Raw genomic sequence first — 14,247 nt, 5'->3', positions numbered from 1 at the left:
GCGAGCAACGCGGGGCGAGGGCTGGGCGGAGGGGGCGCCGCGCCAGCAACGCGGGGCGAGGGCTGGGGGACGGGGCAGCCGGCAAGTTCGGGCTGTTCTGCGGCGTTCGGGAGGGCGGGATCGGCCTGCCCCTTGATCGGCAAGGTGGGTGGGTGTGTGGGACGCTTTCGGGATGAGCGACGCGGTGCGTTTTGGGCTTGTTGGCTACGGGTTCGGGGGGCGGGTCTTTCACGCCCCACTGCTGGCTTCTGCCGGAAATGTTGACTTTGTGGGGGTTGTCACCAGGTCGGCGGAGCGGCGGGCGGAGCTGGCCTCGGAGCGGCCCACGGTTGCGGCGTTCGACAGCCTGGCCGACCTGGTCGAGGCGGGCGTGGAGGCGGTGGCCATTTCGACACCGGCGGACACGCACGCCGAGTTGGCCCTGCAGGCTATCGAGTTCGGCCTGCACGTCGTGGTCGACAAGCCGTTCACGCTCGACGCGGAGAGCGCCAAGGGTGTCGTCGACGCCGCCGCGGCCAAGGGTGTGCTGCTCAGCGTCTATCAGAATCGGCGCTGGGACTCCGACTTCCGTACCGTGCAGAAGTTGATCGCCGACGGCGAGCTGGGGCCGGTCCGGCGGTTCGAGTCGCGGTTCGAGCGGTGGGCGCCGGAGCGCAAGCCCGGCGCGGCCGGGGGTGGCACGCTGCTGGACTTCGGGTCGCATCTGGTCGATCAGGCGCTGCTGCTGCATGGTCCGGCGGTCCGGGTGTATGCGGAGATGCGCGGCAGCGGCGAGCTGGACGACGACTTCTTCGCGGCCCTGCACCACGTGAACGGGGTCGAGTCGCATCTGTGGGGCAGTTGGCGACAGGCGGCGCCGGGTCCGCGGTTCCGGGTGTCCGGCTCGACCGGCGCCTATGTGATCGACAACGGCATGGACGGGCAGGAGGCGATGCTCAAGGCGGGCAAGTCGCCGGCTCAGCTGGGTGAACGCTGGGGTGTGGAGCACGAGCACCTGTGGGGGCGGGTGCACCGCGGCGAGACCGGCGCGCGGGTCGCGAGCGAGCGCGGCCGGTGGGACACCTATTACCCGGCCTTCGCGCGGGCGGTGCGCGGCGACGGCCAGGTGCCGGTCGACCCGGCCGACGCGGTGCGCACGATGACGGTGCTCGACGCGGCCCGGCAGAGCGCCCGCAGCGGCGAGGCCATCCGGATTCAGTGAGGCCGCAGGCCGTCCAGCGCGACGGCGAGGACGCGGGAGCGCTGGGCCTCGTCGACGTACGAGCCTGAGGTCAGCCCGGACACCATCCGCAGCAGGTCGTCGAAGCTGAGGTCGGTCCGCACCGCGCCCTCTTTCTGGGCGCGGTGCAGCAGTGGCTCGCCGGCGGCGTACATGGTGCGGCGGCAGGCGGCGAACATCTCCGACTCCCGGTTGAGCGCCTCGATGATGGCGCGCTTGGTTCCCGCGTACGCCACGAAGCGCTCCAACCAGACCGTGAGTGCCTCCCAGGGCGGAAGCGAAGCGACCGCCGTCGCGACCTCGCTCAGCTGGTTGACCTCTTCGACGTAGACCGCTTCGAACAGGTCGCGCCGGGCCGGGAAGTTGCGATAGAGCGTGCCGATGCCGACGCCGGCCCGGCGGGCGATGTCCTCCAGGGACGCGTCCGTGCCGTTCTCCGCGAAGGCCGAGCGCGCGGCGGCGAGGAGCGCGTCGAAGTTGCGGCGGGCGTCGGCTCGCTGGGGACGGACCGTGACCATCGTGACCCCCAACACAGGAAAAGGGCTTGCTAACCGGAGGCATACCTCCACTAATCTGGAGGCATGCCTCGACTTTATCAGTCCTCGCCGCGCGCCACCTTCACGGTGCTCGCCGCCGCGGCTGCCGCCTTCTCGCTGATGCAGTCGCTGGTCACGCCGGTGCTGCCGACGATCCAGCAGGACCTGCACACGAGCACCGGCACGGTCACCTGGGTGCTCACCGCCTGGCTGCTCGCGGCCTCGGTGGCCACCCCGCTGGTGGGCCGCATCGCCGACATGATCGGCAAGGACCGGGCGCTCCTGGTCGCCCTCGCCGCCATCGCGGTGGGCTGTCTGATCGCCGCGATCGCCCCCAACATCGGCACCCTCATCGTGGCCCGCGTCCTGCAGGGCCTGGGCGGCGCCGTGTTCCCGGTGTCGTTCGGCATCATCCGCGACGAGTTCCCGCCCCAGCGCGTCACCTCGGCGGTCGGCGTGATGGCCGCCGTCATCGCGACCGGCAGCGGGCTCGGCATCGTGCTGGCCGGCCCGATCGTCGGCGCGCTCAACTGGCGCTGGCTGTTCTGGATCCCGATGGCCGTCGTCACCGTCGTCGGCGTGCTGGCCTGGCGCCTGGTGCCGGCCTCGCCGGTGCGCACCCCCGGCAGGGTCAACTGGCTCGCCGCCGTACTCCTCTCGGGCTGGCTCGTCGCCCTTCTCCTGCCGCTGAGCAAGGCCACCGCCTGGGGCTGGACGTCCGGCCGCACGCTCGGCCTGCTCACCGCGGCCCTGGTGCTCTTCGTCGGCTGGCTGGTCGCCGAGCTGCGCTCCACCAACCCCCTCATCGACATGCGGATGATGCGCCTGCCCGCGGTCTGGACCACCAACCTGGGCGCGATGCTGTTCGGCGCCGCGATGTTCGGCATCTTCGCGTTCCTGCCGCAGCTCATGCAGGTGCCGAAGGCGTCCGGCTACGGCTTCGGCGCCACCGTCACCGGCGCCGGGCTGCTGATGCTGCCGATGCTGGTCACGATGGCCGTCTTCGGCTCGCTCAGCGGCCCCTTGACCCGCTGGCTGCCCAGCAAGTCCCAGCTGGTCGTCGGGGCGGTGCTCGCCGCGCTCTCCTGCTTCTCGCTCGCCCTCGCGCACTCCGACAAGGCGGCGGTGGCCGTTGCCGCCGGCGTCTTCGGGATCGGCCTCGGCCTCATCTACTCGTCGATGATCAGCCTGATCGTGCAGAGCGTCCCGATGCACCAGACCGGCGTCGCCTCCGGCATGAACACCAACGTCCGCACGATCGGCGCCAGCCTCGGCACCGCGCTCGTCAGCTCGGTCCTCACCAGTCACCCCGGCGTGCGGGGCCTGCCGGCCGAGTCCGGCTTCACCGAGTCGTTCCTGATCCTGGGCGGCATCGCGGTGGCCGCCGTGGCCGTCGCGTTCCTGGTGCCGACGGCCAAGCGCACGGTCGATCCGGCGCCGAAGGTGCTTGCGGAGCTCACCCCGGTCGAGGTCTGACCCCCGGCCTGAGCGCGGGGTGAGCTCCGGGCGGGGCTCACCCCTTGGTGCAGGTCATTCCATTGACGGTGTACGCCGTGGGCGCCCCGTTGCTGCCGGAATAGGTGGCCTGGAACCCAGCGCTGATCGAACCACCGGCCGGCACTGCTCCGTTCCAGGACACATTGGTGGCGGCCACGGTGGCGCCGGTCTGGACCCAGTTCGCCGACCAGCCCTGGCTGATCTTCTGGTTACCGGGGAAGGTGAAGCCCAGGTTCCACGCGGTCCACGGGGTGGTGCCGGTGTTGGCGATCGTGACAGTGCCGGTGAAGCCACTCCCCCAGTCGCTGACCCCGTAGGTCACCTTGCAGCCGGCCGCGGGCGGCGGCGTGGGGCTGGTGGTCGGGCTGGGGCTGACGGTGGGGCTGGTGGTCGGGCTGGGGCTCACGGTGGGGCTGACCGTGGGGCTGGGCGACCCGGTCGGCGATGGTGAGACGGTCGGCGACGTGGACACGCTCGGGGACGGCGTCACGTTGCCCGGCTCCTGGCCCCAGATGAGCTTGCCCGCCTCGTAGAGCGGCACGTTCTTGTTCACCGCCGTACCGGCCACGTAGGACGGGTCGTTCGACGAGTCCCAGGTACCGCCGTCGGCCACCCCGACCTTGAACTGCACCTCCATCCGGTACGCGGACTGACCGGCCGGCGCGATGGGGTAGCCGGCGCAGTTCACCTCGACGTACCAGATGTCGCCCGACCACTGCTTGGCCGTCGACGGCGCGGGGCAGCCCTGGGTGTAACCGGGCGTGACGACGAGCGCGGCCGTGCCCTCCCGCCGGAAGAAGTAGCGGTAGGACGAGTTGGTGAGGGCGCGGGCCGGGTACGCCGACTTGTTGTAGATCAGCACCTTGAGCGCGGTGTCCCGCGGCTCGTTCTGCATGACTGTCGTTTCGACGGTGATCTCGTCCATGTCCGGCGTCTCCGCCTTCGGGAAGCCGGCCACCGGCGCGCCGCCGTACTCCTGGTAGAGCCGGGCGACCGCGGACGTGAACCCGGCGTTGTAGTCGGTCGCGACCTCGTTCATCACGTAATCGCTGCGCTGGTCGCTGTAGGCGTCGTCGTTGGTGGACGGGCCACCGACCAGGGCGCCGTAGAGCACGTGTCGCGTCTCGGTGGGAACTGTCGAGTTGTCCCACCACGATCCATGGGCCGTACGGTGATGGGGGTTCTTGGGCGAGTTGGCGCCGAACCCGATCAGATAGCTTGACTTGCGCGGGTTGTCGCCGAGCGCGTAGTTGATCTGCCGGACCGCGAAGTCGTGGTAGCGGATCTTGCGGGTCGCGTCACCGGTCTTGTCGCTGTAGACGAGCGCGGCAAAAGCGGTGTTGGCGGCATAGCGGAGCGATCCCCAGCTGTCGAGCACAGCTTCCCCGCCCGGCGAATAGCGCACCTTGTCGCCGTTGACCCCCACGGTCCACCAGTCGAGCCAGCGGTTGGCGTCGTCGACGTACTTCTGCTTACCGGTCAAGTCGGCCAGCAGGACATAGGCGCCGAACTGCTTGTTGTCCCAGGCGAGCGTCCACTTGTAGGAGTGCGTCGTGCTCTGCGGCTCGGTGTTGAGGGCGTCGTACTCGCTCTCCGCCTTGGCCAGGTAGGTCGCGTCGTTGGTGGCGCGGTAGAGCCAGATCGCGCCCCACACGAGCTCGTCCTGGTAGCCGCTCCACGACTTGTAGTACGAGGCGGCGTCGGTGATGCAGTCGCTGTAGGCCTTCCGCACGCTGTTCGCGAACGTGTAGAGCTGCTTGGCGTGGGTGAGCAGCTTGTCGGCGTAGGTCGGATCGGTCGGCCGGAAGACGATGGAGCTGGCGGCCATCGCGGCCGCGGTCTCGCCGGCCAGATCGGATCCGCCGCAGGTGGCGTCGATCTTGTAAGCCGGCCGGGCCATCGGCATCACCTCGGCCGGGCCCCACCATTTGTGGTCGTCGTCGCCCTTGCCGATCTGTCCGTAGAGCACGTTGGCCGACGGGTGCGCCTTGATGAAGTAGTCGTTCGGCACCCGCAGGTTGTTCAAGAACGAGGTCAACTGCCCCGAGTTCGCGTACGCGTCGCGGTATTCGACCGCGCCCCACGCCAGCATCGTGGTCGTGAACGCCATCGGGAACCCGAACTTGACGTGGTCGCCGGCGTCGAACCAGCCGCCGGTGAGGTCGAGCCCGACGTCGGCGCCGTCGTTGAGCGCGGCGTCACCGCGCCAGGAGACCTGGCTCCAGGAGGGCTTCTTCCCGGCGATCTGGGCTTGGTAGAAGAACATGGATTTCTGCAGGGCTTCGCCGTAGTTGAAGGCCGGCGCGGCGGAGGCGGACCCGTTGGCGAGAACGAGTCCGGCGACCACGACGGCCAGACCTACGAGGGCGGCTAGAAGTCGGCGCATGGGGATGTGCCCTTCGGGGAGAGAGCGTCGGTGGGAGCGCTCCCAGACATTGAACAATCTCGCTACGCGTTTGTGAAGCGCGTTCCCCGGGCAATGGGCGCCTTGTCCCAGTTGTCCACGCTAGGAGGACGCATGAGCGCGGTAAGCAACCCAGCCACCGTCGAGGATTGCCTGCGGGTAGGCACCGGCTTCAGCCAGAGCGACCGTGTCTGGCTCACCCAGCTCTTCGCCACCCTCGACGCCCGCCTGGCCTCCTTCCACGCCGACGCCACCGAGCTCGAGATCTCGGTGAAGGACCGCGAGGCGAAGGGCCAGAAGGTCACCCTCGAGTGCTGGATCAGCGGCCGCGACAAGATCGTCACGACGTCCTCGCTGGAGGACCTGCACGCGGCGGTCATGGACTGCCGCGACGACCTGCGTCGCCGGCTGAACGACTCGAAGACCAAGCAGGAGCCGCGGCACAACCGCCACCTGCGCGACGTCCCGCAGCCCGACCTCGAAGCCGAGCTGGCCGAGCTGGGCCCGGCCAAACCCGAGGCCTGAGGCCGGCGAACGCGATGACCGCCGGCTCTACTCAGCCGGCGGCCTGGCGGCGCAGGGTCGCGACGATCTGGTCGATTCTGCTGAGCAGGGAGACGTGACCCGCGCCCGGCACCAGGTGAACCTCGGCCTTCGGCAGGCCGGCCGCCAGCCAGCGGCCGTGCTCGAACGGCACCATCCGGTCCTGGTCGCCCTGCCACAGCGAGACCGGGGTCGCGATGTCCGCCAGGGCGAATCCCCACGGCTTGCAGAAGGCCAGGTCGTCGTCGCGCCAGCCGTCGATGCCGGCGGACAGGGCGTGGCGGAGGGAAGCGGCCAGGTAGTCGGCGAAGCCCTCGCGCAGCGCCCGCTTGTCGACCTCGGAAACCAGGTCGCCGAACGCCTCCACGACGTCGGCGGCGCGCACGGTGGCCAGCGGTCCGGCGGCCTCGTGCAGGAAGGCCTGGAGCTTGGCGGCACCGGCCCGGGCGGCGCCGAACTCCTCGACATTCGCCGCGCCCATGCCGGCGAGCCAGTCCAGCCCCTCGGCGTCGGAGGGCGCCACCCCGGCGATGGTCGCGGCGGCCAGGCACCGGCCGGGCAACAACGCCGCGCAGGCCAGCGCATGCGGGCCGCCGCCCGACCAACCGGCGGTGACGAACTCGGCGATGCCGGCCGCGTCCAGCACCGCGGCCGTGTCGGCGGCGGCGGAGGCGACGTCACGGCCAGGGTTCGGGGTGGAGGTCGCATATCCCGGACGGCTGATCAACACCAGGCGTACGTCCGGTGGGAAAAGACCGTCGCGGTTGATCGCCGCCCCGGGGGTGCCATGGTGCAGCACCAGCGCCAGACCGTCCTCGGGACCCTCGACCAGGTATTCCAGCGTGCGCCCGGCGGGCCGAACAACAGTCTCCATGAGGTGCAAGGTTAGCCGCGGAGAGGTCCGCGCCGGACGTGGCGCGGACCTCTCCTTCTTGGGGATGGGAGCGGGGTCAGTTACGCACGATGGTGAAGGTGCTTGTCGGGTTCTCGATGTCCCGGTAGTTGTTGCTGAACTGCAGGTTGGTGAAGGTCGCCGAGCCGACCGCCGGGCCCTGGCCGGATTCGGGCAGCGGGTTGGCCCAGATGCCGAAGCCGGACTTGGCGTCGAACGCGTCGCCGCTCTTGCGGGCGCCACTGATCGTGACGTTGGTGAAGACGCTGTCCTTGATCGGGTTCTGCGGCTGCCCGCCGACGTAGTTGGTCTGGAACATGATTCCGGAGTAGGTCGGGTCGACGATGTCGACGTTGCTGACCCGGATGCCCTGGAAGACCTTCGACGCGCTGAACATCCAGATCGCCGGGAAGGTCTGCCCGCCCCAGAAGTGACCGCCGGCCCGGACGATCGAGATGTTGTCGAACACCGTCGGCGGGTTGGCCCCGAAACCGTTCATCGGGTAGCCGAAGTCCAGCGAGCTGATCGTGATGCCCGAGTAGACGAGGGTGTCCGCGATGTAGATGTTCTTGAACGTGTTGGCGTAACCGCCGTAGACCGCGACACCGGCCGCCCGCCACGTCAGGATCGACGTGAGGTTCGAGAAGGTGTTGTCGATCTCGTCGGAGCCGCCCGCGTCGATCGCCGAGAACAGCGCGAACGAGTCGTCACCGGTGGCCCGCGCCTCGTTGTTGTCGACGAGGTTCCCGGTCGAGCCGTTGGTCATGTTGACGCCGTCCGCGAAGGTGTCCCGGATCCGGTTGTTCTTGATCACCATGTTGTCGGTGTTGGCGCCCCAGTAGAGGCACACCACGTGCTCGGCCCAGATGTTGTCGATCGTGACGCCGGAAACGTTGGCGAAGTCGAAGACCTTGCCCGGACCGTCGATGCGGGTCGTGTAGTTGCCGAAGTAGGCGAAGTTCTTGAAGGTGGAGCCGTTCGCCCCGGCGTCGGCCCGGAAGCCGGCGTCGGTCTCGGTCTGCGTGGACGGGGTGTTGAAGCGGGTGTACCACGGCCCGGCCCCGGTCACCACTATCGGCCGGCCGTAGACCTGTAGCTTGCTGGCGACCTGGTAGTCCCCGGCGGGGAGGTAGACGCCCAGCTTGGTGGTGTCCTGCCGGGCGGTGTCCAGCGCGTTCTGCACCGCCTGCTGGTCGAAGCCGGCCGGCACGACGTACTTCGAGACGTCCGGGTTGCCGAGCGCCGCGACCTGCTCCAGGTTGATGAAGTCGATCGCGATGGTGCCGGAGTTGCCGGCGTCCTTCTGCAGCTTGATCGTGCTGCCGGCCGGGAACGACCCGGTCAGCAGGATGTTCGCCTCGTCGTAGATGTGCCGCGGGTCGGAGCCGGAGTTCTGCGGCGCCGTCTCGTTGCCGTACAGCCAGGCGTACTTCGAGGTGAGCGGGAGCGACTTGTTGAGGCTGCCGTTCACGTACACGTTGATGGAGCTGGTCGTGCCGTCCGGGATGGAGAACCGGGCGACGATCGTGTTGGTGGCGTTGCGGGTGGTCCACTGCACGTACGAGCCGGTCTGGTCGAGGGTGACAGCCTTGCGGCCGGACGCCTCACCGGCCAGGTCGCCGACCGTGCGGTTGGGCCCGACGATCGCCGCGCCGCCGCCGATGGTGCCGTCCTCGGCCTCGTACATGTCGTAGGGCATGTTGGCCCCACGACCGACGAAGAACGGCTTGTCGGCGGTGTTGTTGGCCTGCTTGACGGCAAGCTCGTTGGCGTCGACCGCGACCACGGTGCGAACCGTGTACTTGCCGTTGACGGCGGTCCAGGTGCCCAGGTTGAGGGCGGGCGAGGACGCGCCGGCCGCCAGCGTGCCGGAGTAGGAACCGGTCAGGGTCTTCACCACGGTCGAGCCGTTGAGGACGGTCAGGGTGATGGCGTGCGCGCCGGCGGACGACGCGGCCGAACCCTGGTTCTTGATCGTGGCCGAGAACGTGACCGTGTTGCCGGCCGCCGGGTTGCCGGGTGACCAGGACACCACCGAGGCGACCAGGTCGGAGCTGCTGACCGGGGTGACCACGAGGTTGCTGGGCGAATGGTAGGAGTTGTTGGCGTCGGACAGCTCGACGAGCGTGTTCGCCTCGTCGACCACCGCGGACAGCGGGTAGGAGCCGGCATCTCTCGCCCCGATGTTGGCCGTCACCACGTTGGTGGCCCCAACGCTGGTCGCACCGACGTTGGCCGTACCGACCTTGGTGATACCGACGTAGAAGCTCACCGTGGTAGCGGCGGCGGTGGCGGTTCCGATGTTCTTGACGGTTGCCGACAGAGTCAGCGCGTCCGTCTCCACCGGAGCCGACGGCGAGTAGGTCAGAGCCGTCACCGTCAGGTCCGGGTTCGGCGCCGCGACGCCGATCACCTGGAACTCGGCCACCTGCCCGCTCGGCGCGCCGCTGTTGGCGGTGAACGACAGCCGGACGTCCGCGGCGGTCCCGCTGACCGGGATCGTCACGGTGTTGCCCGAGGCCGGGTTGAAGGTGTACGTCGCCGACCCGACGAGCGTGGTGAACGACGACGAGCCCTGATCGCGGCCGAGGACCGAGAAGGTCTGCTGCCGCGTACCCCATGAGCTGTCCGGGTTGAGCTTCACCACGACCTGCTGCAGCGAGGCGTTCGCGCCCAGCTTGGCGGTGAGCAGAGCCGGGTACGCGCTGCCCTCCCAGTAGGTGGCGGTGTTGCCGTCGTTGGCGTTGGTGGCCGCGAACGTGAAGACCGTCGAGGACGCCTCGATCGGCTTGTTCAGGGCGAGGTTGCTCCCGCCCGGCGTGTCGGTGCCGGTACGGGTGACCGTGGTGCTGGCCGCCGACGTGTTCCCGGCCGCGTCCTTCGCCTTCACGTAGTAGGCGACGGTGGCGCTGTCCGGCTGGCTGTCGGTGTAGGTCAGCACGCCCGAGCCGACGCTGGTGCGCAGCACCCCGTTGGCGTAGACGTCGTAGCCGGTGACCCCGACGTTGTCGGTCGACGCCGCCCAGGTCAGCTTGATCTGCCCGGAGCCCGGCTGGGTGTAGGCCAGGTTGCCGGGCGCGCTCGGCGCGGAGGTGTCGCCCGTGGCCGGCCCGTAGACCTCCAGTTCCGACAGCTGCCCGGCGGGCCAGCCGGTGTTGCCGGTGAAGCTGAGCCGGACGAAGCGGGCGGCCGCCGCGGTGAAGTCGACGGTGACGCTGTTGCCCGAGGCCGGGTTGAAGGTGTAGCCGGCCGAGGCCTTGAGCGTGCTGAACGACGACCCGTCGGTGCTGCCCTGCACGGCGAGCGTCTCGGTGCGGGTGGCCCAGGCGGTGGCCGGTGGAAGCTTGAGGACCGCCTGGTTGACCTGGGTGGCGGCGCCCAGGTCGACCTGCAGCCACTGCGGGAACGCGTTGTTGTTGCTCTCCCAGTAGGTGTTGGCGTTGCCGTCGCCGGCGTTACCGGCCTGGTAGACGTCGGCGTAGCTGCTGGCGCTGAAGGTCTTGCCCGCCGCCAGGTTCGGGCCGGCGGCGGACGCTGCGGTGGGGACGGAGAGGGTGGCGGCTACGACGACCGCGACAGCGAGCAGTCGTCTGGTGAAAAGAGGCATCGGGAGCGAGCCTTTCTTCCGTGAAAAGCCCCCGGGGCGGTGCTCCCTGTCAGGCCGTCAAACGCAGCCAGACGGCGGTGTCCTGGGGGAGGCGGTCACCGTCGAGTGGTCCACTGGCGAGCAGGGTGGTCTCGTGGTCCGGCAGGGGGATCGGGGAGCCGGACATGTTGATCACGCAGGCGAACCGGTCGCCGCGGGTGTAGGCGAGAACCTCGGGGCCGAGGTCGAGCCAGGCCATGGCGGGCCGGTGCAGCCCATCCTCGAGCCGGCGCCGGGCGATGGCGGCGCGATAGAGCTCGAGCATCGAGTTGGGGTCGCCGGTCTGCGCCGACGCGGTCAGGTCCTTCCACTCGGGCGGCTGGGGAAGCCACGGGTCGCCGCTGCTGAAGCCGAACGGCGGCTCGTCGGCACTCCACGGCAGCGGCACCCGGCAGCCGTCGCGGCTGTGCCCGCGCCGCGCCCACATCGGATCCTGGTAGGACTCGGGCGGGATGTTCTCGTTCTCCCAGAGCCCGAGCTCCTCGCCCTGGTAGATGTAGGTGCCGCCGGGCAGCGACAGGGAGAGCAGGGCGGCGGCGCGGGCCCGGCGGGTGCCGAGCGACAGGTCCACCGTGGTGCCGTCGAGGTTGTTGTCGAAGCTGAACGTGGTGTCGAGCCGGCCGTAGCGGGTGACGTGCCGGGTGACGTCGTGGTTCGACAGCACCCAGGTGGCCGGGGCGCCGACGGCCCGGTGCGCGTCGAGGGTGCGGTCCACGCATTCGCGCATCAGTCGCGGTTCCCACGCGCATCCGAGGAAGTCGAAGTTGAACGCCGCGTGCAGTTCGTCGGGCCGCAGATAGTTCGCGAACCGTTCGACCTCCGGCATCCAGACCTCACCGATCAGGGCGCGGTCGCCGGCGTATTCGTCGGCGACCCGCCGCCACGCCCGGTAGACGTCGTGCACCTCGTCGAGGTCGTGGAACGGGTGCGGCTCCCCCTCGCGTACCTCGGGAAGGGTCTTGTCCTTGAAGAGCAGTGCGGCGGAGTCGATCCGAATGCCGTCGACACCGCGGTCGAACCAGAATCGGAGAATGCTCTCGAACTCCGCCCGCACGTCGGGGTGGTCCCAGTTCAGATCGGGCTGTTCGGGCGTGAAGAGATGCAGATACCAAAGGCCGTCGGGGGTACGCGTCCAGGTGGTGCCGCCGAACTCCCCCCGCCAGTTCGTCGGCATCTCGTCGCCGTTCGCCCCCTTACCGGGACGGAACCAGAAGTAGTCCCGCTCCGGTGCGTCCGGCGAGGCGAGCGCGGCCTTGAACCACGGGTGCTCGCTGGAGATGTGGTTCGGCACGATGTCGACGATCAATCGGATGCCGACCGAGTGCGCCTCCTCGATGAGCGCCTCGGCCTTGGCGAGGGTGCCGAACACCGGGTCGATGTCGCGGAAGTCGGCCACGTCGTAGCCGGCGTCGGCCATCGGCGACGGGTACCACGGGCTCATCCAGATCGCGTCGACGCCCAGGTCCCGCAGGTGCCCCAGGTGTGCGCGGATGCCGTCGACGTCGCCGACGCCATCGCCGTCGGCGTCGGCGAAGCTCCGCGGGTACACCTGGTAGATAACCGCGCTACGCCACCACTCGGATGTGGACACGAGCACCTGCTTTCTCGCATGGGTGAGTCGGCCCTCTTGTTAAAAGGACCCAGATTCTGCTGATTTTTAGCCTTTGAGGCTTCCGGAGGTCAGCCCGGCCATGATGTTCCGCTGAAAGATCAAGAAAATGATCACCGTGGGAATGGCGGCGATGACCGAGGCGGCGACGACCACGTTCATCGGGGTGCCGCCGGAGAAGGCGTAGATGCCGACGCTGAGCGTGCGCGTCTCCGGCGACGGCATGACCAGCTTCGGCCAGAGGAAGTCCTTCCAGACGTAGGTGACCGCGAAGATCGACACCACGCCCAGGATCGGCCGGGACATCGGCAGGATGATCGACCACAGCGTGCGCAGCGGGGACGCCCCGTCGACCTGGGCGGCCGCGATCAGATCCTCCGGGATCGAGTCGAAGAACCGCTTGAGCAGGAAGATGTTGAACGCGTTCGCCACCAGCGGCAGCCACAGCGCCCACGGCGAGTCGATCAGGCTGACGTGCACGAACGGCAGGTCGATCGCCGTCACGTACTGCGGGACGATGAGCACCATGGCCGGGATCATCAGGGTCGCCAGCATCGCGCCGAGGACCACGTTGCCGAAGACCGGGCGCAGTTTGCTCAGCGCGTACGCCGCGGCAGTGTCGAAGACGAGCTGGAAGAACACCGCGCCGAGGGCGTAGTAGAAGGTGTTGAACATCAGCTTGGCGAGGTTCAGGTTGTTCCACGCGTCGGTGTAGTTCCGCGTCTGCGGGTCGTGCGGGAACAGCGTCGGCGGGGTCCGCGCGATCTCCTGCCCGCTCTTGAGCGCGCCGGTGACCATCCAGTAGAGCGGCCCGATGAAGACCAGCGTGCACACGGCGAGCACGCCGACCAGGACGGACCAGTAGAGGATCCGGCCGCGGCCGCGCCGGAGCTGGGCCTGCGAAATGAGGGTTCGGGACATCTTCCTCAGTCCTCTTTCGTGGTCAGCCGCAGGTAGAACGCGGAGAAGACGGCCAGCACCAGGAGCATGATCACGCCCAGGGCGGCGGCCCCGTTGAGATCGTTCTGAAAGAAGCCGTGCTGGTAGATCAGGTAGGCCACCGAGGTCGCCGAGTCCTGGGTGCCGGCGCCGTTGGCGAGGATCAGCGGCTCGATGAAGACCTGCATGGTGGCGACGATCTGGAGCATCGCGAGCAGCGCCAGGATCAGCCGGGTCTGCGGGATCGTCACGTTCCAGATGCGCCGCAGGATGCCGGCCCCGTCGAGCTCGGCCGCCTCGTACAGCTCGCCCGGGATGTTCTGCAGCGAGGCCAGATAGATCAGCACGGCGCCGCCCATGTTCATCCAGGTCGACGCGAGCACCATGGCCGGCATCGTCATGGTCGGCGACTGCATCCACTCCGACGTGGGCAGATGCAGGAACTTCAGGATCGCGTTGAACAGACCGGCGTCGCTCGGGTCGTACGCGTAGTACTTGAAGAGGAACAGCGCCGAGGCCGGCGGCAGCATCACCGGCAGGTAGACCAGGATCCGCAGGTAGCCCTTGGCGTGCCGCAGTTCGTTCAGCACGATCGCCACGACGAACGGGACGAGGTAGCCGAGGATCAGGGCCAGCACCGTGAAGTAGAAGGTGTTCTTCCACGCGGTCCAGAAGCTCGGGTCCTGCACGATCCGTACGTAGTTGTCGAGGCCCACCCAGCTCGTCACGCCGCGCTTGGTGTGCTGGAAGCTCATCACGATGCCGCGGATCATCGGGAACCAGGAGAACAGCGCGAAGCAGAAGATCGCCCCGATCAGGAACGCGTAGCCGGTGAGGTTGTCCCGCAGCTTGCGGCCCCCTCGGGTTCGGGTCTTCGCCGGCTGCTGTTGCGCCCGCCCGGTCTCCGGGGCGATGGTCATGGTCGCCAAGGCAAACTCCTTAGAAGCTGCGGGGGCCTCGCG

General features: G+C 68.9%; 10 protein-coding genes. 3 read left to right on the top strand and 7 right to left on the bottom strand.

Annotated features, from left to right (window positions below; genetic code table 11):
• The first annotated feature begins 172 nt into the window (after positions 1-172).
• Complete coding sequence (locus tag Afe05nite_RS26085) at positions 173-1,201, top strand: Gfo/Idh/MocA family protein (protein WP_203819843.1); 1,029 nt, start codon at positions 173-175, stop codon at positions 1,199-1,201.
• On the opposite strand, the gene Afe05nite_RS26080 is transcribed toward Afe05nite_RS26085, so the two are convergent.
• A complete protein-coding gene (locus Afe05nite_RS26080) occupies positions 1,195-1,737 on the bottom strand; it encodes a TetR/AcrR family transcriptional regulator (protein ID WP_203819842.1) in 543 nt (180 codons plus the stop codon). The genes Afe05nite_RS26085 and Afe05nite_RS26080 overlap by 7 nt on opposite strands.
• 63 nt (positions 1,738-1,800) lie before the next feature.
• On the opposite strand from Afe05nite_RS26080, the gene Afe05nite_RS26075 reads away from it, so the two are divergent.
• Positions 1,801-3,231 (top strand): MFS transporter, encoded by a 1,431-nt coding sequence (locus Afe05nite_RS26075; RefSeq protein ID WP_203819841.1) that lies wholly within the window; start codon positions 1,801-1,803, stop codon positions 3,229-3,231.
• 37 nt (positions 3,232-3,268) lie between these two features.
• On the opposite strand, the gene Afe05nite_RS26070 is transcribed toward Afe05nite_RS26075, so the two are convergent.
• On the bottom strand, positions 3,269-5,638 hold the full coding sequence (locus Afe05nite_RS26070) for a glycoside hydrolase family 9 protein (protein WP_203819840.1): 2,370 nt from the start codon (positions 5,636-5,638) through the stop codon (positions 3,269-3,271).
• Positions 5,639-5,770: 132 nt separating this feature from the next.
• Here Afe05nite_RS26070 and Afe05nite_RS26065 point away from each other — a divergent pair, with 132 nt between their 5' ends.
• Positions 5,771-6,181 carry an HPF/RaiA family ribosome-associated protein gene (locus Afe05nite_RS26065; protein ID WP_203819839.1) on the top strand — a complete coding sequence of 137 codons (411 nt, stop codon included), beginning with the start codon at positions 5,771-5,773 and terminating at the stop codon, positions 6,179-6,181.
• 31 nt (positions 6,182-6,212) lie between these two features.
• Here Afe05nite_RS26065 and Afe05nite_RS26060 read toward each other — a convergent pair whose 3' ends face one another.
• The 5 genes from Afe05nite_RS26060 to Afe05nite_RS26040 all read right to left on the bottom strand — a co-directional run bounded on the left by Afe05nite_RS26060 (position 6,213) and on the right by Afe05nite_RS26040 (position 14,205).
• Entirely contained in the window at positions 6,213-7,073 is an 861-nt protein-coding gene (locus Afe05nite_RS26060; protein WP_203819838.1) for an alpha/beta fold hydrolase, read from the bottom strand.
• Between the two features lie 76 nt (positions 7,074-7,149).
• Positions 7,150-10,698, bottom strand: a complete 3,549-nt coding sequence (locus tag Afe05nite_RS26055; RefSeq protein WP_203819837.1) for a galactose-binding domain-containing protein — start codon at positions 10,696-10,698, stop codon at positions 7,150-7,152.
• Between the two features lie 49 nt (positions 10,699-10,747).
• On the bottom strand, positions 10,748-12,334 hold the full coding sequence (locus Afe05nite_RS26050; protein WP_438868878.1) for a glycoside hydrolase family 13 protein: 1,587 nt from the start codon (positions 12,332-12,334) through the stop codon (positions 10,748-10,750).
• A gap of 60 nt (positions 12,335-12,394) precedes the next feature.
• The gene (locus tag Afe05nite_RS26045) at positions 12,395-13,267 is read right to left on the bottom strand and encodes a carbohydrate ABC transporter permease (protein ID WP_203819836.1); all 873 of its coding nucleotides are present in this window, start codon (positions 13,265-13,267) and stop codon (positions 12,395-12,397) included.
• Between the two features lie 5 nt (positions 13,268-13,272).
• Entirely contained in the window at positions 13,273-14,205 is a 933-nt protein-coding gene (locus Afe05nite_RS26040) for a carbohydrate ABC transporter permease (RefSeq protein ID WP_203819847.1), read from the bottom strand.
• Between the last annotated feature and the right edge of the window lie 42 nt (positions 14,206-14,247).

Source organism: Paractinoplanes ferrugineus (assembly GCF_016862195.1).
GTDB classification, from domain to species: domain Bacteria; phylum Actinomycetota; class Actinomycetes; order Mycobacteriales; family Micromonosporaceae; genus Actinoplanes; species Actinoplanes ferrugineus.
The sequence above is the reverse complement of the archived record's forward strand: the minus strand, read 5'-3'. Positions and strand labels throughout refer to the sequence as shown.

What these genes read in the sequence shown, in the direction of transcription:
- Afe05nite_RS26065 (WP_203819839.1), top strand. Translation starts at nt 5,771, where the DNA reads ATGAGCGCGGTAAGCAACCCAGCCACCGTCGAGGATTGCCTGCGGGTA.
- Afe05nite_RS26085 (WP_203819843.1), top strand. Translation starts at nt 173, where the DNA reads ATGAGCGACGCGGTGCGTTTTGGGCTTGTTGGCTACGGGTTCGGGGGG.
- Afe05nite_RS26075 (WP_203819841.1), top strand. Translation starts at nt 1,801, where the DNA reads ATGCCTCGACTTTATCAGTCCTCGCCGCGCGCCACCTTCACGGTGCTC.
- Afe05nite_RS26040 (WP_203819847.1), bottom strand. Translation starts at nt 14,205, where the DNA reads ATGACCATCGCCCCGGAGACCGGGCGGGCGCAACAGCAGCCGGCGAAG.
- Afe05nite_RS26060 (WP_203819838.1), bottom strand. Translation starts at nt 7,073, where the DNA reads ATGGAGACTGTTGTTCGGCCCGCCGGGCGCACGCTGGAATACCTGGTC.
- Afe05nite_RS26070 (WP_203819840.1), bottom strand. Translation starts at nt 5,638, where the DNA reads ATGCGCCGACTTCTAGCCGCCCTCGTAGGTCTGGCCGTCGTGGTCGCC.
- Afe05nite_RS26080 (WP_203819842.1), bottom strand. Translation starts at nt 1,737, where the DNA reads ATGGTCACGGTCCGTCCCCAGCGAGCCGACGCCCGCCGCAACTTCGAC.
- Afe05nite_RS26055 (WP_203819837.1), bottom strand. Translation starts at nt 10,698, where the DNA reads ATGCCTCTTTTCACCAGACGACTGCTCGCTGTCGCGGTCGTCGTAGCC.
- Afe05nite_RS26045 (WP_203819836.1), bottom strand. Translation starts at nt 13,267, where the DNA reads ATGTCCCGAACCCTCATTTCGCAGGCCCAGCTCCGGCGCGGCCGCGGC.